This window comes from Mesonia sediminis, assembly GCF_042684705.1.
Classification (GTDB): domain Bacteria; phylum Bacteroidota; class Bacteroidia; order Flavobacteriales; family Flavobacteriaceae; genus Mesonia; species Mesonia sediminis.
In genome coordinates, this window is the sequence record NZ_JBHULZ010000002.1 from 1 (window position 1) to 19,615 (window position 19,615).

At 36.5% G+C, this 19,615-nt stretch carries 18 protein-coding genes; 13 read left to right on the forward strand and 5 right to left on the reverse strand.

Annotated features, from left to right (window positions below; translation table 11 throughout):
• The first annotated feature begins 570 nt into the window (after nt 1-570).
• A complete protein-coding gene (lon, locus tag ACFSQ0_RS00010; protein WP_379042336.1) occupies nt 571-3,021 on the forward strand; it encodes an endopeptidase La in 2,451 nt (816 codons plus the stop codon).
• Nucleotides 3,022-3,097: 76 nt separating this feature from the next.
• Here the strand turns inward: lon and ACFSQ0_RS00015 are convergent, their stop codons facing one another.
• Entirely contained in the window at nt 3,098-3,400 is a 303-nt protein-coding gene (locus ACFSQ0_RS00015) for a hypothetical protein (RefSeq protein ID WP_379042339.1), read from the reverse strand.
• Nucleotides 3,401-3,478: 78 nt separating this feature from the next.
• Nucleotides 3,479-6,115, reverse strand: a complete 2,637-nt coding sequence (locus ACFSQ0_RS00020; protein ID WP_379042342.1) for a valine--tRNA ligase — start codon at nt 6,113-6,115, stop codon at nt 3,479-3,481.
• Between the two features lie 133 nt (nt 6,116-6,248).
• Here ACFSQ0_RS00020 and ACFSQ0_RS00025 point away from each other — a divergent pair, with 133 nt between their 5' ends.
• The 3 genes from ACFSQ0_RS00025 (at nt 6,249) to murB (ending at nt 8,971) form a co-directional block, all read left to right on the forward strand.
• Nucleotides 6,249-6,641: a DUF1573 domain-containing protein gene (locus ACFSQ0_RS00025; protein ID WP_379042345.1), complete on the forward strand. Its 393-nt coding sequence runs from the start codon at nt 6,249-6,251 to the stop codon at nt 6,639-6,641.
• A 118-nt stretch (nt 6,642-6,759) separates the two neighbouring features.
• On the forward strand, nt 6,760-7,953 hold the full coding sequence (locus ACFSQ0_RS00030; RefSeq protein ID WP_379042348.1) for a pyridoxal phosphate-dependent aminotransferase: 1,194 nt from the start codon (nt 6,760-6,762) through the stop codon (nt 7,951-7,953).
• Nucleotides 7,954-7,957: 4 nt separating this feature from the next.
• Nucleotides 7,958-8,971, forward strand: a complete 1,014-nt coding sequence (gene murB, locus ACFSQ0_RS00035) for a UDP-N-acetylmuramate dehydrogenase (RefSeq protein WP_379042351.1) — start codon at nt 7,958-7,960, stop codon at nt 8,969-8,971.
• Between the two features lie 55 nt (nt 8,972-9,026).
• Here the strand turns inward: murB and ACFSQ0_RS00040 are convergent, their stop codons facing one another.
• Nucleotides 9,027-9,623, reverse strand: a complete 597-nt coding sequence (locus ACFSQ0_RS00040) for a fasciclin domain-containing protein (protein ID WP_379042354.1) — start codon at nt 9,621-9,623, stop codon at nt 9,027-9,029.
• Nucleotides 9,624-9,773: 150 nt separating this feature from the next.
• Between ACFSQ0_RS00040 and ACFSQ0_RS00045 the strand changes: the two genes are divergently transcribed.
• The 6 genes from ACFSQ0_RS00045 (at nt 9,774) to ACFSQ0_RS00070 (ending at nt 15,500) form a co-directional block, all read left to right on the forward strand.
• The gene (locus ACFSQ0_RS00045) at nt 9,774-9,971 is read left to right on the forward strand and encodes a membrane or secreted protein (RefSeq protein WP_147861279.1); all 198 of its coding nucleotides are present in this window, start codon (nt 9,774-9,776) and stop codon (nt 9,969-9,971) included.
• A 3-nt stretch (nt 9,972-9,974) separates the two neighbouring features.
• A complete protein-coding gene (locus tag ACFSQ0_RS00050; protein WP_379042357.1) occupies nt 9,975-11,105 on the forward strand; it encodes a glycosyltransferase in 1,131 nt (376 codons plus the stop codon).
• Nucleotides 11,106-11,111: 6 nt separating this feature from the next.
• Nucleotides 11,112-11,666 (forward strand): RNA polymerase sigma factor, encoded by a 555-nt coding sequence (locus ACFSQ0_RS00055; RefSeq protein ID WP_379042360.1) that lies wholly within the window; start codon nt 11,112-11,114, stop codon nt 11,664-11,666.
• Between the two features lie 121 nt (nt 11,667-11,787).
• A complete protein-coding gene (lipA, locus tag ACFSQ0_RS00060; protein ID WP_379042363.1) occupies nt 11,788-12,660 on the forward strand; it encodes a lipoyl synthase in 873 nt (290 codons plus the stop codon).
• 4 nt (nt 12,661-12,664) lie between these two features.
• A complete protein-coding gene (gene gap, locus ACFSQ0_RS00065; protein ID WP_379042366.1) occupies nt 12,665-13,672 on the forward strand; it encodes a type I glyceraldehyde-3-phosphate dehydrogenase in 1,008 nt (335 codons plus the stop codon).
• A 70-nt stretch (nt 13,673-13,742) separates the two neighbouring features.
• Nucleotides 13,743-15,500, forward strand: coding sequence for an ATP-binding response regulator (locus tag ACFSQ0_RS00070; protein ID WP_379042369.1), 1,758 nt, complete (start codon nt 13,743-13,745; stop codon nt 15,498-15,500).
• On the opposite strand, the gene lpxK is transcribed toward ACFSQ0_RS00070, so the two are convergent.
• Nucleotides 15,470-16,501, reverse strand: coding sequence for a tetraacyldisaccharide 4'-kinase (gene lpxK / locus ACFSQ0_RS00075; protein ID WP_379042372.1), 1,032 nt, complete (start codon nt 16,499-16,501; stop codon nt 15,470-15,472). The genes ACFSQ0_RS00070 and lpxK overlap by 31 nt on opposite strands.
• Nucleotides 16,502-16,547: 46 nt before the next feature.
• Between lpxK and ACFSQ0_RS00080 the strand changes: the two genes are divergently transcribed.
• The 3 genes from ACFSQ0_RS00080 (at nt 16,548) to msrA (ending at nt 19,220) form a co-directional block, all read left to right on the forward strand.
• Nucleotides 16,548-17,642 (forward strand): Nif3-like dinuclear metal center hexameric protein, encoded by a 1,095-nt coding sequence (locus tag ACFSQ0_RS00080; protein ID WP_379042375.1) that lies wholly within the window; start codon nt 16,548-16,550, stop codon nt 17,640-17,642.
• 2 nt (nt 17,643-17,644) lie between these two features.
• Entirely contained in the window at nt 17,645-18,424 is a 780-nt protein-coding gene (locus ACFSQ0_RS00085; protein ID WP_147861271.1) for a zinc ribbon domain-containing protein, read from the forward strand.
• Between the two features lie 112 nt (nt 18,425-18,536).
• Nucleotides 18,537-19,220, forward strand: coding sequence for a peptide-methionine (S)-S-oxide reductase MsrA (msrA, locus tag ACFSQ0_RS00090; protein ID WP_379042378.1), 684 nt, complete (start codon nt 18,537-18,539; stop codon nt 19,218-19,220).
• Here msrA and ACFSQ0_RS00095 read toward each other — a convergent pair.
• Nucleotides 19,210-19,563 (reverse strand): DUF4870 domain-containing protein, encoded by a 354-nt coding sequence (locus tag ACFSQ0_RS00095; protein ID WP_379042381.1) that lies wholly within the window; start codon nt 19,561-19,563, stop codon nt 19,210-19,212. The genes msrA and ACFSQ0_RS00095 overlap by 11 nt on opposite strands.
• Nucleotides 19,564-19,615 lie beyond the last annotated feature (52 nt).

The following is a 19,615-nucleotide window of genomic DNA, read 5'->3' on the forward strand; positions in this document are numbered from 1 at the left end:
CGCAGATGGTACTGCTATTTTGTGGGAGAGTATGTCGCCGCCTTTTTTTAAAGCACTTATCGAAAGATAGGTGCTTTTTTTTTGTTTATAAAAGTAAGTAGTTCCCGAATCGTTTTAAGCTCTTGGGGCTCATATCCACTGGTTTTTCATACTACGTCTTAGTGGCTTGTGCTTAAAGGAGGTTATAGAATAAATGACCAGCTTTTTTTAAGTGCTAAAGGATCATTAGCTTTAGCCCAGCTTAGGCTTAATACTTAATAAACCGATAACAATAACGCAGCTGTTGTGTATGGCTTATAAAAACCGACTAGGTTGAATGATGCGTTTGTAATTTTTGCGTTAGGGATAGAGCGGCTTGTTTAAGCTCTTGCGGGGCCTATGCCCGCAAAGCGAGTAGCGATAGCCCGACCTTTTTTCTATAAAAAGGGAACGCCATTATAAGAATTACCTCAATTTTATAAGCTGGCATAACAATTGAATATTATAGGTATAAAAGCTATAAAGCTTTTCTTAAGAGAAATTTTTGTACAATTCGAACTGCAATACTGACAGTTTGACCAAATATATACTATGGGAAAATCAAATATTTTTAGTTTAGACAATTTGTCACTACAAGATATTAATGAAGATGCAGAATTAATACCGCTTATGACCTCTGAGGATGAGGATGAAATTGAGCGTGAAAGTTTGCCTGAATTTTTACCAATTTTACCTTTAAAAAATACTGTATTGTTTCCAGGTGTGGTGATTCCTATTACCGCTGGACGCGATAAAAGTATTCAACTTATAAATGATGCGAATAATGGGGATAAAGTGATTGGGGTTGTTGCCCAAAAGGATTTGAATACTGAAAACCCGGGAAGTAAAGACATTTATAACTTGGGGGTGGTAGCAAAGATTTTGAGGGTGTTAAAGATGCCCGATGGTAACACAACTGTAATCATACAAGGTAAAAAACGTTTTGAAATTGAAAAGGTTGTAAAAGAAGATCCCTATCTTATTGCACAAGTGAGCCCGGTTGTAGAGGCTAAACCAGCCGATGGTAATGCCGAATTTAAAGCTATCGTAGATGCTATAAAAGAATTAAGTTTAAAAATTATTAAGAATAGCCCTGCCATACCTTCAGAAGCTTCATTTGCCATCAAAAATATTGAAACACCTTCTTTTTTAATCAACTTTGTTTCTTCAAATATGAATTTGAGGGTGAAGGAAAAACAAGAGTTGTTAGCTACAAATGATTTGAAGGAAAGGGCCTTGTCTACTTTGAAATTCATGAATATTGAATATCAAAAATTAGAATTGCAGAATGATATTCAATCTAAGGTGCAAAGTGACATGAGTCAGCAACAGCGTGAATACTTTTTGCACCAACAAATGAAAACCATTCAGGAAGAGCTTGGTGGTGTTTCTGCAGAAACCGAAATTGAGGAGATGCGTCAGCAGGCCAAGGCTAAAAAATGGGAAGATAAAATTGCCAAGCATTTTGAAAAGGAACTGGGTAAACTTCAGCGAATGAATCCGCAAGTTGCAGAGTATTCTATTCAACGTAATTATTTAGAGCTTTTTCTTGAGTTGCCTTGGAATGAGTTTAGTAAAGATAAGTTCGATTTAAAACGAGCTCAGAAAATTTTGAATAGGGATCATTATGGCTTAGAAGAAGTGAAGAAACGTATCATCGAATATTTAGCCGTTCTAAAACTACGCAATGATATGAAATCGCCCATTTTGTGTTTATATGGTCCTCCTGGAGTTGGTAAAACTTCTTTAGGTAAGTCGGTAGCCGAAGCTTTAGGGAGAGAATATGTACGCATTTCGCTTGGAGGCTTGCGCGATGAAGCTGAGATCCGCGGTCATAGAAAAACCTATATTGGTGCTATGCCGGGAAGAATTATTCAAAGTTTAAAAAAAGCGGGAACCAGCAATCCAGTGTTTGTATTGGATGAAATTGATAAACTGGGGCAAAGCCATCAAGGTGATCCTTCCTCGGCACTTTTAGAAGTGCTAGACCCCGAACAGAATAATGAGTTTTATGATAATTTCTTGGAAATGGGTTTTGATTTGTCAAAGATCATGTTCATTGCAACAGCAAACAGTCTAAACACTATTCAGCCGGCACTAAGGGATCGAATGGAGATTATTAATATGACTGGGTATACCATTGAAGAAAAAGTTGAAATTGCAAAAAGGCACTTAGTACCAAAACAGATAAAGGAACATGGGTTAAAACCAGATCAAATAAAATTGGGAAAAGCACAAATAACTAAAATTGTTGAAGGATATACACGGGAATCGGGTGTGCGTGGTCTTGAAAAACAGATTGCTAAGGTAGTTCGCTATGTTGCTAAAAGTATTGCGCTTGAAGAAGAATATAATGTGAAGTTGAGTCAAGCTGATATAGCGTCTATTTTAGGAGTAGCTAAACTCGAGCGTGACAAATATGAAAATAATGATGTTGCTGGTGTAGTTACTGGCCTAGCTTGGACTAGCGTAGGAGGTGATATTCTTTTTATAGAGTCTATTTTATCAAAAGGCAAAGGTAATTTATCGATTACTGGAAACCTCGGTAAGGTGATGAAAGAATCTGCTACTATTGCCATGGAATATATCAAGGCTAATGCCGAAGAATTTGGTATAGATGCAGGTATGTTTGAAAAGTATAATGTACATATTCACGTTCCTGAAGGGGCTACTCCAAAAGACGGACCAAGTGCTGGTATTACTATGTTAACTTCCTTGGTTTCTCTTTTTACTCAGCGTAAGGTGAAAAAGAATCTAGCTATGACGGGCGAAATAACACTACGAGGTAAAGTATTACCGGTAGGCGGAATTAAAGAAAAGATTTTAGCGGCCAAGAGGGCGCATATTAAAGAAATTATTTTATGTGAAGATAATCGCAAGCATATTGAAGAGATAGATGATACTTATTTAAAAGGATTAACCTTTCATTATGTAAGCGATATGAAAGAAGTGCTACAAAAAGCTATTACCAAGCAGAAGGTAAAGAATGCCAAGACTTTATAAATGCTTATGAAATTTATAAGTATAAAAAAAGCCTCGCAATCGCGAGGCTTTTTTGTTCTTAAAGGGGAGAAATAGCTTATTCTTGGTCCACTTTTCTTTTAACTACTTCGCCATCTTCCATTTTTACTTTTACTTCTTTTTCTTCAGTCTCAATTTTCTTTTTTTCGATGTTGCCATCTTCATCTTTTTTAATTTTCACTTCAGTATCACCGTCTTCAATTTCAATTTTTTCACCATCATCGCTAACTTCAATTTCGGCATCATCGCTAACTTCAACGCCTTCAATTGTTTTGGTGTCTTTCTCTTCTTGATCGCGGCAGCTATATAAGCTACAGATTAAAACTAAACCTAATCCTAAATGTTTAAAAGATACTTTCATAATACTTATTGTTTTAATCAAATATCATAAATGTTTCAGATATTGCAAATAATTTAAGATTTTAATAAGATACAATTATTATTTTTTTAGACTTTCAAGACTTTGCTTAAGGGTTTCTATTTTAGCCATAGCATCGACTTGTTTTTGCTTTTCCATTGCAACAACTTTTTCTGGTGCATTATTAACGAATCGTTCGTTGCTTAACTTTTTTTGTACAGCTTTTAAAAAGCCTTCGTTATATTTTAATTCATCCTGTAGCTTAGCAATTTCGGCATCTACATCGATAGCACCCTGCATAGGAATAAAATATTCATTGGATTTTACACGGAACGATAAGGCATTATCCAGTTGCTGTTTTACATAAGAAAGCTCTTTTATATTTCCTAACTTTTTTATGATACTGTCGTAAGTATCGCTAAGTTGCTCAGAGTTTATTAGACTTAAATCTATGGTTTCTTTAAATGATATATTTTTATCTTTACGGATATTTCTTATTCCTGAAACGACTTCTCTAACCATTTCAAAATCCGCAATAAGCGACTCATCAAAAGTTTTTTGTTCAGGCCATTTTGCAACAATCAAAGCCTCATCCTTTGATCTTGTTGCCATACTTTGCCAAATTTCTTCGGTTAAGAAGGGCATAAATGGATGAAGAATCTTTAAGTTTTCTTCTAATAAGTGCAGTACATCTTGTTTGGTTTGCTGGTCAATAGGCATTTGATATCCTGGCTTAACCATTTCTAACAACCAAGAACAAAATTCATCCCAAATTAATTTATAGGTGGTCATTAATGCATCTGAAATACGATATTTGCTAAAATGATCTTCAATTTGGGCTAAACTTACCTGAAATTGATTTTTATACCAATGTATTGCTTTTTGAGCATACTCTGGTTGTTCTAATTGTGCATCGACCTCCCAGCCATCAATCAGTCTGAAAGCGTTCCATATTTTGTTACCAAATCCTTTTCCTTGTTGGCAAAGGCTTTCATCAAACATTAAATCGTTACCTGCAGCGCTACTAAGCAATAACCCTACTCGCACTCCGTCTGCGCTATAATCTTCTATCAATTGCAAAGCGTCAGGTGAATTGCCTAAAGATTTAGACATTTTTCTTCGTTGCTTATCACGCACCAATCCAGTTAGATAAACATTGTTAAATGGTTTTTTACCGGTATACTCATATCCTGCAATTATCATACGTGCAACCCAGAAGAATAAAATATCTGGACCAGTAACCAAATCGTTGGTAGGATAGTAGTAGTTAAATTCCTTGTTATCGGGTTGACAGATACCATCAAAAACACTCATCGGCCATAGCCAAGAAGAAAACCAAGTGTCTAATACATCTTCATCTTGTCTTAGGTCTTCTAATTTCAAATCTATTTGTCCAGATTTCTCTTGCGCTAGTTTTAAAGCTTCTTCTTTAGTTTCGGCAACCACAAAGTCATTTTTCTTGTCACCAAAATAATATGCAGGTATGCGATGTCCCCACCAAAGTTGTCTAGAAATATTCCAGTCCCTAATGTTATTCATCCAATGGGCATAGGTATTTTTAAATTTTTCAGGAAACAACTTTATTTCTTCGGTTTCTAAAACGGCTTTGATAGCGGGCTGAGCAATTTCTTTCATTTTAAGAAACCACTGGTCAGATAGTCGAGGCTCGATTACCGCTTTAGTACGCTCAGAAGTACCTACTTTATGAATGTGGTCTTCTATTTTTACTAAAAAGCCTTTTTCTTCAAGTTCTTTACGGAATTGTTTTCTTACTTCAAACCTGTCTTGGCCTTGGTAGTGTAAACCTTGCTTATTTAAACTTCCATCTAGGTCAAAAATATCTATCATTTCTAGGTTATGCTTTTGTCCCAAAGCATAATCATTCTCATCGTGGGCTGGGGTAATTTTTAAACAACCCGTACCAAACTCTAAATCTACGTATTCGTCAGCTATGATAGGAATTTCTCTATTTACTACAGGCACAATAACTTTTTTACCATGTAAATGCTGGTAACGCTCATCATCGGGATGTACACAAATTGCGGTATCTCCAAATATAGTTTCAGGTCTAGTTGTAGCTATAATCAAATGATCATCGCTTCCTACAATAGGGTAAGCCACATGATAAAGATGGCCTTGTTTTTCTTCATAAATCACCTCTTCATCAGAAAGGGTTGTTTTGGCTTCGGGATCCCAATTGACCATTCGGTAACCTCTGTAAATATGACCTTTTTTATATAAATCTATAAAAGACTTAATTACCGAAGCCGAAAGCTGCTCATCTAGCGTAAACTTGGTTCGATCCCAATCGCAAGAAGCACCTAATTTTTGAAGTTGATTGAGAATAACTCCACCGTAATTTCGGGTCCAGTCCCAAGCGTGTTCCATAAATTCTTCGCGAGACAAACTCTTTTTGTCTATACCTTCTTCTTTTAATTTAGCTACCACTTTGGCTTCGGTTGCAATTGAGGCGTGATCGGTTCCTGGTACCCAGCAGGCGTTATATCCCTGTAGTCGAGCCCTACGAATAAGCACGTCTTGTATAGTATTGTTGAGCATGTGCCCCATATGTAAAACTCCGGTTACGTTAGGCGGGGGAATAACAATAGTGTAAGGCTCTTTTTCGTTGACTTCAGAGTGAAAATAACGGTTCTCTAACCAGTATTTATACCATTTTTCTTCTATTTCTTTAGGGTTATAATTGGCAGCGATGGGCATTTTGGTCTGTTTTTTGATTTACAAGAGACAAAAGTAGTTATTAAGGCTTGATTTTAAAAGATTATAAAATGTTATTCTTATTTTTTTGCAATCAAGCGATTAAAGTTTAATTTAGTAACCAAATTTTTATACAATGAAAAAAATATTTTTAGTAGCCGTTGTCTTAATGACCAGTTTTGCAATGCAAGCACAAGCAGAAATTGCTTTTGAGCAAGAAACTATAGATTATGGTAATGTTGCCTACAATAGTGATGGTTTAAGAACCTTTGTTTTTACCAATACCGGTGATGAACCCTTAGTTATAAGTAGAGTTTCCTCTACTTGTGGGTGCACGGTTCCAGAAAAACCTAAAGAGCCTATTTTACCAGGAAATAAAGGGGAGATTAAGGTTAAATACGATACGAAAAGACCAGGGCCTATCCGTAAAACGGTAACGGTATATTCGAATGCACAAAATTCTCCCACGCCATTAAAAATTAAAGGCTACGTGGCAAAAAAAGACACAAAAAGTGTTTTAGAAAAATAGAGTTTAACCACACTTATTTGGTATAAAACCTCTTTCTGAATAAGAAAGAGGTTTTTTGTTGGATCAAAATTGAATTGCCCCATTTATTTTTCGCATTTTTGCACAAAAATTTTGTAGTATGCCAAATATTTCAGCCAAGGGGCAAGCTATGCCCGAATCGCCTATACGTAAGTTGGTTCCTTATGCAGAGAAAGCAACTGAGCAAGGAAAAGAAATCTTTTACTTGAATATAGGTCAACCCGACATTAAAACCCCTCAAGTAGCTTTAGATGCTGTTAAAAATAATGATTTAGAGATTATCTCTTACAGCCATTCGGCTGGTTTTGCTAGCTATAGAGAAAAACTTGCTGGTTATTATCAAAGGGTAAACCTGCCTATTGAATCAGAAGATATTATTATTACTACCGGAGGTTCCGAAGCCCTGCTTTTTGCCATGGGTAGCATTACAGATCCAGGAGATGAAGTGATTATTCCAGAACCATTTTATGCTAATTATAATGGTTTCGCAACCTCTGCAGGGGTAGAAGTGGTGCCGGTGCAGGCAAAATTTGAAAACGGTTTCGCTTTACCTCCAATTGCCGAGTTTGAAAAGCTGATTACCGATAGAACCAAAGCCATTTTAATTTGTAATCCAGGTAACCCAACAGGTTACTTGTATACTCAAGAAGAAATTGAGCAATTGAGTGCCTTAGTAAAAAAATACGATTTATTTCTCGTAGCCGATGAAGTATACCGTGAGTTTGCCTATGAGGGTTTAAAACACTTTTCTGTAATGGCTCAGGAAGGCTTAGATGAACATGCAATTATGATTGATAGTGTATCTAAGCGTTACAGCATGTGTGGTGCCAGAATAGGATGTTTGGTTTCTAAAAATAAAGCGGTGATGCAAACAGCTATGAAATTTGCACAAGCTAGATTAAGTCCGCCAACCTTTGCACAAATTGCTAGTGAAGCGGCTTTAGAAACCCCTCAGTCTTATTTTAACGAAGTAATTGAAGAATACGTTCAAAGAAGAGATACCTTAATCCAAGGCTTAGAGAGTATACCTGGAGTAAAAGTAGCAAAACCAAACGGTGCCTTTTATTGTATTGCAGAATTACCTGTAAGCGATGCAGAAGATTTTGCAAAATGGATGCTAGAAGATTTTGATTATAATGGTCAAACCATTATGGTTGCTCCTGCTCAGGGCTTTTACTCGACTCCTAATACAGGGAATAATCAAGTGAGAATTGCCTATGTTCTAGAACAAGATAATTTAAAAAAGGCAGTAGAAATATTACGAAAAGGATTAGAGAAATATCAAGCCAAATAAAATAATGGAGATACATGCCAACTTCTCTTTAAAGACTTTGAATACTTTTGGGATAGATGTGCCGGCTAAGCAATTTGTTAAGGTGCAAACCAATTCAGAGTTGCAAGCCGTATTACAACAGTTTTATGCCGACGAAATTTTGATTTTGGGAGGAGGTAGTAATATTTTACTTACACAACCCATCAATAAAACGGTGGTTCAACTATCTACTAAAGGAATTGAACTAGTTAAGGAAGATCAGGATTTTGTGTGGGTAAAAGCCCAAGCTGGCGAGAATTGGCACGAATTTGTGTCTTGGTGTATTAGTCAAGGTTTTGGCGGACTAGAAAATCTTTCGCTCATTCCTGGTAATGTAGGTACAAGTCCTATTCAAAATATCGGCGCTTACGGGGTAGAGCTAAAAGATGTATTTGTTTCTTGTGATGCGATTCATAGGCAGAGTCTTTCAAAAAAAACCTTTTTAAAAGCAGATTGTAATTTTGGTTATCGTGACTCAGTTTTTAAAAACAAATATAAAGGCACTTATATCATTACAAGTGTGCTTTTTAAATTAACAAAGCGCAAGCATAGGCTAAAAACCGATTATGGCGCCATTCAAAATCAATTGGATAAAGCGGGAATAATAAATCCTGGTATAGCCGATGTTGCAGCGGCGGTAATCGCTATACGCTCTTCAAAACTTCCCAATCCTAAGGAGATCGGGAATAGCGGTAGCTTTTTCAAAAACCCTGTGATCAAAAAACAATTGTTTGATGCATTACGTGGCGAATTTAAAGAAATGCCTTTTTATCCTGTTTCAATTGATAGCATTAAAATACCAGCAGGATGGCTTATCGAGCAATTAGGCTTTAAAGGAGTGCGCCGTGGCGATGCGGGCGTGCATCACAAACAAGCATTGGTATTAGTGAATTATGGAGAAGCAAGCGGGGCAGAAATTTTGGCTCTAGCCAAAGAAATTCAGCAAACCGTACATCAGAAATTCAATATAATGTTAGAGATGGAAGTGAATATTCTATAAATAAAAAAGGGCTTTAATTTATTTGAAGCCCTTTTTTATTGTTGATGTCTAAAATTTATTCGCGCATTAAAACACCATCTATAACGTGTATATAACCATTTGACCCTTCGCGATCTACATCGGTAACTTTTATTTCGGTTCCGGTATTATCGGTTAATACCACAGCATTATCTTTAATGGATGCTTTTAATTTACCATCATTTGCCGTTACCAATTCATAACTGCCCGATCCGCTTTCTTGAATTAAACTCGTTAACTTATCGGCAGAAATCTCACCCGGTACCACATGGTAACTCAAAATACCCTCTAAGGTTTCTTTTTGCTCGGGTTGCATAAGTTCATCTAGCTTCTCTTTAGGTATTTTATTAAACGCTTCATTAGTTGGAGCAAAAATAGTATAGGGTCCTTCAGATTTTAAAACAGCTACCAATCCTGCACTTTCTAATGCCGAAGCCAGCGTAGTGTGTTGATTCGATTGACCAATTACTGCTACGAGATCTTCTTCTTTTTTGTCAGATTGTTCATCTGTAGTTATTACTTCTTCTTTATCAATACTAATTTCTTTCTCCTTTTCCTTTTCATTTTCGTTTTTGCATGCGGTTAAACCGATTAGGGCAAAGGCCGCTAGAGCAATTGTTTTTGTGATTTTCATAAAATTTAATTTTGGTTTTATAAAGCTAATATACTATGCAAAAGCTGATATAAATCAGTAAATAAAATAAAATATCGTTAAATTATGTAAACGAAATATTAATTCTAAAAAAAGCTTTTTTCTACCCGTGCTTAATTGTATTTTTGCAGTATGAAATTACTATTTATATCTCTTATATTACTAGGATTAGCGGTTGCCGGTATTGCGATAAAAATATGGGCAAAAAAAGATGGTAAATTTGCAGGAACTTGCGCCAGTCAAAGTCCGTTTTTAAATAAAGAAGGCGAGGCTTGCAGTATGTGTGGTAAGTTGCCAGAAGAAGCAGAATGTAAGTCAGAAACGGCTTAAATTATGCTAAACCTATCTCTGTGGTTGTTTGTTGGTTTCGCACTGATAAACCTATTCTTTTATGCTTTTTTTGCAGGGTTTTTATGGCGGCGTAAGTTGATTAAGCCTAGCGGAAAAACTTTAACGCAACCACTTTCTGTTATTGTTTGTGCTAAAAACGAAGCGCAAAACCTAGAGAAGAATATCCCTCATATTCTAAGTCAAGATTATCCGAATTTTGAACTCATTCTGGTCAACGACTCCTCTAAAGATAATACATTGGAGGTAATGGAGGAGTTTGAAAAAGCCGATTCTAGAGTGAAAATTGTAAACGTACTCCCCAACGAGCATTTCTGGGGAAACAAAAAATACGCTTTGACGCTGGGTATTAAGAAAGCTAAAAATGATTTTTTAGTTTTTACCGATGCAGACTGTCACCCAGAGAGCAACTTGTGGTTACAATATTTAGCTACTGCTTTTAATTCGCAAAAGCAATTGGTGCTGGGCTATGGAAAATACAAGACCCAAAAAGGACTTCTCAATAAATTTATACGCTTTGAAACATTGTTAACGGCAATTCAGTATTTTGCTTACGCCCATTATAAATCTGCCTATATGGGGGTTGGCAGAAATTTAGCCTATACCGCAAAGTTGTTTTACGAACATAATGGATTTGTTAACCATATGAACGTCCTATCGGGTGATGACGATTTATTTGTTAATGAAAGTGCTAATAGAGAAAATACCATTTATTGTACAAATAAGGAATCTTTTACCTTAAGTGATCCAAAAAATACTTGGCAAGATTGGATGTTTCAAAAGAAAAGACATATAAGCACGGCCAAACATTACAAAGTCCGACATAAATTTCTCTTAGGTCTTTTTTATACTAGTCAATTGGGTATGGGGCTTTTTTTTCTGCTCACCAACATTTTATTGATTTTTAAATTTGAAATGGATATACTCCAAGTGCTTTGGTTGGTGATGTTGGTGCGTTACCTCGTGGTTATGCTTGTTTTTGCCAAAGCCACAAGTGTTTTTAATGAAAAAAGGCTTTTGCCCATACTTCCGTTACTAGAATGGGGGCTGGTTACGATACAAATGCTTATATTCGTTAGTAACCAAAACAAAAAGCCTACTACCTGGGCGCGATAAGTAAGTTTGCCAGATTATACCAAGTACATACAAGAAGCGAAAGCTGGCCAAGAGCAAGCTTTTAAATACTTACTCGATCTTTTTTGGCGAGATGTTTATCGGTTCCAATTAAAAAGAACAGGTAACGAGTATGAGGCCGAAGAGATAACTATACAAACTTTTAGTAAAGCTTTTGAGAAAATAAACACTTTTAAAGAATCGTATAGTTTCAAGACTTGGCTTATCGCCATATCAAAAAACATTCAAATTGATCTGAGTAGGATTAAATCGGCAACGACCGCTAGCATGATTGATTTAGAAGAATACGAGGCGCTAGTAGATGAAAACGATACCGCCGAGGATCAAATCATAAAAGAGCAAAACCTAAATATTTTATTGCATTATCTCAAGCAACTTAAACCTCATTATGAGCAGGTTATTCGGTTGCGTTACTTTCGTGAAATGAGTTATAAAGAGATTGCACAGCAGTTAGATGAGCCGCTAGTCAACGTCAAAGTAAAGCTTTTACGAGCCAAAAAAATGCTAGCCGATAAAATTAAAAATACACCAAAATCGGTATAACTTCTTTTAAACAAGCTTTTCTAAAAAGTTAAAAATAAAAGCAGTGGTTAATATACTATTCTAAAAATAGGGTAGCGCATTGCAATTTTTTATATTTGTTTTTGAAAAAAATACTTTATTGATGACTCCTCAAGTTCTTGAAAATAAAACAACCATAAAAAAACCAAAGTGGTTGCGCGTAAAGCTACCTACTGGTAAAAAATACACCAATTTAAGAAAATTAGTAGATCGCTACGATTTGCATACCATTTGTACTTCGGGCAGCTGTCCTAATATGGGTGAGTGTTGGAGTGAAGGCACAGCAACTTTTATGATTTTAGGAAATATATGTACCCGTAGTTGTGGATTTTGTGGTGTAAAAACCGGGCGTCCAGAAACTTTAGATTGGGATGAGCCCGAAAAAGTGGCGCGTTCTATAAAGTTAATGGATATCAAACACGCTGTGCTAACGAGTGTAGATCGAGATGATTTAAAAGATATGGGATCTATAATGTGGGCCGAAACTGTTAAAGCAGTAAGGCGCATGAATAAAAACACCACCTTAGAGACTTTAATACCAGATTTTCAGGGTATAGAAAAACATCTCGACCGTATAATTGCGGTTAAACCGGAAGTAGTTTCGCATAATATGGAAACTGTTCGGCGACTAACGCGCGAAGTGCGCATACAAGCCAAATATGATCGAAGTTTAGCTGTGCTTAAATATTTAAAAGAACAAGGCATTAGCAGAACCAAATCGGGTATAATGTTAGGCTTGGGAGAAAAAGAAGAAGAGGTAATACAAACGCTTAAAGATTTACGTGCCGTAAACCTTGATATCGTTACCATTGGACAATATTTACAACCTAGTAAAAAGCATTTGCCAGTAAAACAATTCATTACTCCAGATCAATTTAAAAAATACGAAGAAATTGGATTAGATTTAGGTTTTAGGCATGTTGAAAGCGGCGCTTTGGTACGCTCTTCATACAAAGCACAAAAACACCTAACCTAGCATAATGGCAAATAAGATAAAAATAGGAATAAACGGTTTTGGCAGAATAGGGCGAAGCTTGTTCAGACTTTTAGATGCGCATCCACACATAGAGGTGGTAGCCGTAAATGATTTAGCAGATTTAAAAACCTTAGCCCACCTGTTGAAATATGACAGTATTCACGGTAATTTCTTGACCAATTTTGAGATTCGGAACAATACTTTAGTTGCCGAGAATCAGCAAGTGGTTTTTTCACAAGAGGCCAAAATTGAAAATATAAAGTGGCCCCAAGAAGTGCAACTGGTGGTAGAAGCAACGGGTAAATTCAAGACCCGTGAAGAAGTAGAGCAACATCTCAGCAAACACGTAAAAAAAGTAGTGTTAAGTGTGCCACCGATTTCAGAAGATATTCCTATGGTAGTTTTAGGCGTAAACGATCATATCATTCAAGAAAGCGATACTATCATTTCTAATGCTAGTTGTACCACCAATAATGCCGCACCTATGCTACAAGTAATGCATCAGCATTTTGGGGTTAAACAAGCCTATATTTCTACGGTACATTCGTTTACTAGCGATCAAAACTTACACGATTCGCCACACCGCGATTTGCGCAGAGCGCGTGCCGCCACACAATCTATTATTCCTACCACTACAGGAGCAGCCAAGGCGCTTACCAAAATTTTCCCAGATCTTGCTCAGGTTATTGGGGGTTGTGGTATTCGAGTACCGGTACCCAATGGTTCTTTAACCGATATGACCTTGCATCTAGAAAAAGAAGCCAGTATAAACCAAATTAATGATCTATTTAAGAAGGCCGCAGCAGGTCACTTAAAAGGAGTTTTAGCATATACCGAAGATCCTATTGTATCTATAGATATTGTTGGTAATTCGCATTCCTGCGTTTTTGATGGTTTAATGACTTCGGTTATCGACGGGCATTTGGTTAAACTTATAGGCTGGTATGACAATGAGCGCGGTTATAGTAGCAGAATTATCGATTTGATTATAAAACTATGTGATATTAAATAGTATATTTATACCATCAGTACGGGCTTCTATGAAAATACACATTTTTTTTCTGGCTTTTAAATGCTGCTTTTTGCTTTTTGTAGAAAGCAGTCAAGCTGAAGTAAGCCAGCAAAAAGATTGGATTCCTAAGCAACACGAACAAGCTGCGCCATCAAATCAGGCTGCAATAAAGCAAGAAAAAAAAGAAGACTCCCTTCATAACGCTTTACTGGTTAAATTTAATAAAGCCTTGTTTAATTTTAACCAAGGTAATATAGCCAATGCAGTAGAGTATAGTCTCAAATTAAAAGGCTATGCACGCGATAATGCCAATTTAGATTATGAGATAAAGGCCTTAAAACTGCTCAGTGAAATTCACGCCAGTCAAAATAACTATAAAAAAGCCCTTCGGTACCGTCAAGAGGCAGATTCGATATTAAACAATACGGTAAACCTTGATATATCGCAACATTGGGCATCAAATGCAGCTTTTAATACAGCTTACAATAAATTACAAGAGGAAAAAACTGCCCAGGAAAAAAAGTTGAAATTCAATCAATTAGCAGTTGTGTTAAGTGTATTGTTAATATCGATTTTATCATTGTTTACTTTGGCCTTATATAAAAACAACCGTCTACGCGCAGGCGTAAATAATTTATTGAAAACTAAAAACAATGAGTTATTAGCGGCTAAAATGAAGGCCGAAAAAGCCAATGAAGTAAAAGATCAATTTCTTTCTACCATAACCCACGAATTAAGAACCCCTATATACGCTATTAATGGTTTTGCCTATTTGCTCAAACAAGAAAATCCTAGGCCTGAGCAACTAGAGCATATCAAAGCGCTTAACTACAGCGGTGAACATTTACTTTCTTTGGTCAACAATATTCTTGACTTAAATAAATTGGCGGCAGGAAAGGTGACCAAAACAGAGAGCTTTTTTGAGGTAAAATCGGTAATGGAAGAACTAACCTATTCCTTTAAAAATGCGGCAGAGGCAAATGCGGTAACTTTACATCTGGAAATAGATGAAAAAGTACCTTCAAAATTATTTGGCGATATCCTTAAGCTTAAGCAAATTTTAATTAATTTACTTTCTAATGCCATAAAATTTACTGAAAACGGGGAGGTATGGTTGAGCATTACTTGCTTAAATTTAGAAACAAACCGCAGTAAGATTCGTTTTAGCATTCGGGATACCGGTAGAGGAATTAAAGAAGAATTTCAACAAAAAATATTTGATAATTTTCATCAAGGAGAGAGTTCTACTTCTTCCAATTATAGAGGAACCGGTCTAGGGCTTCCTATCGTGAAAAGTTTATTGGAGTTTTTTGATTCAGAAATAAATTTAGAGAGTACTTTCGGTGAAGGAAGTACCTTCTATTTTGATATTGTTTTTCATCAGCCAAAAGAGGAGAATGGTAAAAACCAAATTCAAGTGGCTTTAGATGATCCGCGGAGCATGGATGAATTTTTTAAAGGTAAAAAAGTACTTATTGCCGAAGATAACATCATCAACCTAAAATTAACCAATAAAATTCTATTGCGTCGTGGCTTTGAAACCGATTTGGTCAAAAACGGCTTAGAGGCGATTAATAAAGCAGTTGAAAAAGATTACGACTTAATCTTGATGGATATTAATATGCCAATCCTAGATGGCATACAGGCTACAATAGAAATTAAAAGCCATAAACCTAAATTACCCATTATCGCATTAACCGCAGTTAGTCTAGACGAATCTTCAGAAAAGTACATAAAGCAAGGATTTGTGGCGGTGATCCCTAAACCTTATAAAACTGAAATGTTTTACCAAAAGATTTATGAGGTACTACTTCGGTCGCAGGCATAAGCTTGCACATGCTTTTTGATGCGCTGGTCAAAAGAAGCTGCATCGGCTATAAACTCCATTTTTATTGGTAAATAAAATAATTTTTCGGGAGAAATATAATCGCGTAAGCGCACAAAATCTTTTTCTGTAGTGATAATAAAAGGCTCTGCTTCTAATGTCTCAATTTCTTGCCGACTAAAATTATGATGGTCTTGATATTGTTTGTGATTTACGCTAAAACCTTTAGCTTTTAAAAATTCAACCAAAGGTTTGGGCTTAGCAATACCGGTAACTAGGGTAAAGGTATCCTGAAGTACCTGTAGGGGTATGTGTTGTTTCCCATTGGTTACTTGATCTGCATAGGTTATAGAACTAAAAAAAACCAGCTGATCGGGGTTTGGTTGTATTGCCCGAATAATGTTTTGACGCTCCGCTTTACTCAAATCTACCGGGCATTTGGTCACCACAATAAGTTGAGCTCTTCTTGCTCCGACTTTAGGTTCGCGAAGGTTACCGGCAGGTAAAACGCAATCCTGGGTGTATAAGTCGTTATAGGCACTTAGCAATATAGATAAATTTGGTTGCACGCGGCGATGTTGAAAAGCGTCATCTAATAAAATTACTTCAGGGGTTTTTTGTCGCTTTCGCATTTGTTCAATTCCCTTTCGTCTATCTTCGCAAACCGCTACCAATAAGGATTCAAATTTGCGCTTGAATTGCAAGGGTTCGTCACCCACTTCGAGTGCGGTATGAGCTGTGCTTACTTCTACAAAACCCTTGGTTTTTCTTTTATAACCGCGCGATAGAGTACCCAAGCGGTAATGCGTAGCTAATAAACGTACCAGATATTCTATCATTGGCGATTTACCTGTGCCACCCATACTCAAGTTTCCTACGCAAATCACGGGGAAATCGTAAACCCTTGATTCTAATATTTGTTGATTATATAAATAATTTCTTAACCGCAAAATACCTCCGTAAAGCAAAGAAAACGGGTATAGAATTTTTCGTAATTGACGCATTCCACAAAAGTATAATTTTTATATTTACCTTTTAAGGATTCAAGTTATGAAAATAAAAGAAGTAATCAAGCAAATAGAAGAAAGTGTACCCCTAAGTTACGCCGAAGATTTTGACAATGTAGGCTTATTGGTAGGAGATGATACGCGAGAACTCACCGGTATTTTAGTGGCATTAGATACGCTAGAAGATACCGTTGACGAGGCTATAGCACAAGATTGTAACCTAATAGTAGCTTTTCACCCTATTATTTTTAGCGGACTAAAAGCACTAACGGGTAAAACCTACGTAGAGCGTGTGGTGCAGAAAGCAATTAAGCATGACGTGCAAATATATGCTATTCATACAGCCTTAGACAATCACCTTCATGGGGTGAATTTTAAAATGGCTGAGGTGTTAGGTTTAACCCAAACCCAAATATTAATTCCGCAAAAAAACACCTTGATGCAGTTGAATACCTACGTGCCTTTAGATCATTATTCGGCTGTACAGCAAGCCTTATTTAATGCCGGAGCAGGAAGTGTAGGTAATTATGATTCTTGCAGTTTTGGCTTACTGGGAGAAGGGAGTTTTAAGCCCAACGATCAAGCACAACCCCATACTGGCAAAGCTAACCAGTGGCATGTGGGACAAGAAAAAATGCTGCACGTGGTGTTCGAAAAACACAAGCAGCAAAAAGTATTGCACGCAATGTTTGAATCGCATCCTTACGAAGAAGTGGCTTATGAGCTTATACCCATAGCCAATGAGAACCAGCAAATAGGTATTGGTATGCTAGGTGAATTACCCCAAGCCAAAACTGAGAAAGAGTTTATAAATCAATTAAAAAATGTGTTTGGTACTCCGGTAATTCGGCATTCTGCTTTAAGGCAAAAACCTGTAAAAAAGGTAGCTGTATTGGGAGGAAGTGGTGCATTTGCCATTTCGGCTGCAATGGCTAAAGGAGCCGATGTTTTGGTCACCGCCGATTTGAAATACCACGATTTTTTTAAGGCAGAAGACAAAATTCTATTAACCGATATAGGGCATTATGAAAGTGAGCAGTTCACAAAAAACTTATTACATGCGTTACTTACAAAAAAATTCCCTAATTTTGCCATCGTTTTATCAGAGAAAAGTACCAACCCCATTCAATATAGTTGATTATGGCCAAGAAAAAAGAAATTAGCGTAGAAGAAAAGCTAAGAACATTATTTGATTTACAATTAATAGACGCCCGCATCGATGAGATTCGCAATGTACGTGGAGAATTGCCTTTAGAGGTAGAAGATTTGAAGGATGAGGTAGCTGGTTTGAACAAGCGTTTAGAAAAATTAAATATTGATTTAGAAGGGCTTAACCAAAATATAGCCGATAAGAAAAATGCTATAGAAGAATCAAAAGCGCTGATTAAGAAATACAACGAACAGCAAAAAAATGTGCGTAACAATCGCGAATTTAATGCTATTTCAAAAGAGATTGAATTTCAGGAATTAGAAATTGAATTGGCCGAAAAGCATATTCGAGAATTTAAAGCACAGATAGAGCATAAAAATGAGGTGATTACGGCCACTCAAGAAAAAATTGAAGCTAGACAAGAGCACTTAAAGCATAAGCAAGACGAGTTGGATGAAATTTTAAGCGAAACCGAACGCGAAGAAAAAGCGCTAATAGAAAAGTCTGAAGATTTTAAGAAAGATATTGAAACTCGTTTGGTTACCGCATACGAACGTATCCGCGGAAGCGTAAAGAATGGTTTGGCTGTTGTACCGGTTGAACGTGGTGCTTCTGGAGGTTCGTTTTTTACCATCCCGCCACAAGTACAGATGGAAATCGCTTCGCGTAAGAAAATAATCACCGATGAGCACAGTGGACGTATTCTAGTTGATTCACAGCTGGCCGAAGAGGAACGCGAAAAGATGAATGAATTGTTCAAAAAATTCTAAGACAACAAGACGTAATATTCAAACCCTTTAGAACATTTGTTTTAAAGGGTTTTTTTATGATTTGTTTAAAAATTTTTGCGGCATAAAAGTTTACCTTTATCATAAAAAAACGATGAAGAACTGGGGATTTTTATTAGGGCTTATCTTTTTTTGCTATAGTTGTGAAAATAAAGCCCAAGAAAAATCAAATCAGCTGCCAAAGGCGAATAAAGCAAATAATCAAAAAGTCAATACTTTTAGTTTAAATGAAGCTCAAGATCGATATGCTACCGCATATTTTGCAGGTGGTTGCTTTTGGTGTGTAGAGGCCATTTATGAAGATGTTATTGGGGTAGAGGCGGCAATTTCGGGTTACGCAGGTGGGCATACCGCAAATCCTACTTATCAACAAACCAATACAGGTGCAACTGGTCACGCCGAGGCGGTAAAAATTATTTACGATCCTAACTTTATTGATTTTTCTACGCTGCTAGATATTTACTTTAAAACCCTTAATTGGTCTCAAGAAAACGGTCAAGGACCAGATTTTGGAAGCCAGTACAGGTCGATTGCCTTTTACAATAACCCCCAAGAAAAAAAGCTCATAGAGAATTATATTAAACGCCTAGAGCAAACTACCAATCAACCGGTAGCCGTTGAGGTGGAAGAATTTGATAAATTCTGGGTGGCAGAAGATTATCATCAAGATTACGAAGCCAATAACCCCAACAATCCATATATTCAAAACGTATCTAAAAAGCGCTATGAAATGTTTAAGCGGCAGTTCCCTGATTTAGTAAAACCAACTAACGAATAAATCTTATGGTTAATGGGTAACGAACTTCCTCGCCGGCTTTTGACTTGTTGGCCTGCAATATAGGCGTTACAATCGCAACAATTGCTACAAAGCCAATGAACACGAATCCTACTAAAAATACAATCATTATCGCGCTAAGTATGAAATAAAGAAATATGCTTATTTGAAAATTTAATATTTCTTTGCCTTCATAATCTAAATTTTCAATTTCGTCTCGTTTTAAAAGCCAAATAATAAGCGGAACAATAAAGCCACCCATACCGGTAACCAAGTTGAGTAATTGAGAGAGGTGCATTAAATATAGCAACTGACTGTCTTGCTTTTTTTCGCTGATAACTTCCATAGTATTCGTATTAAAAATGCAAAAATACATCAAGTTTTTATAAGCCGCTAGA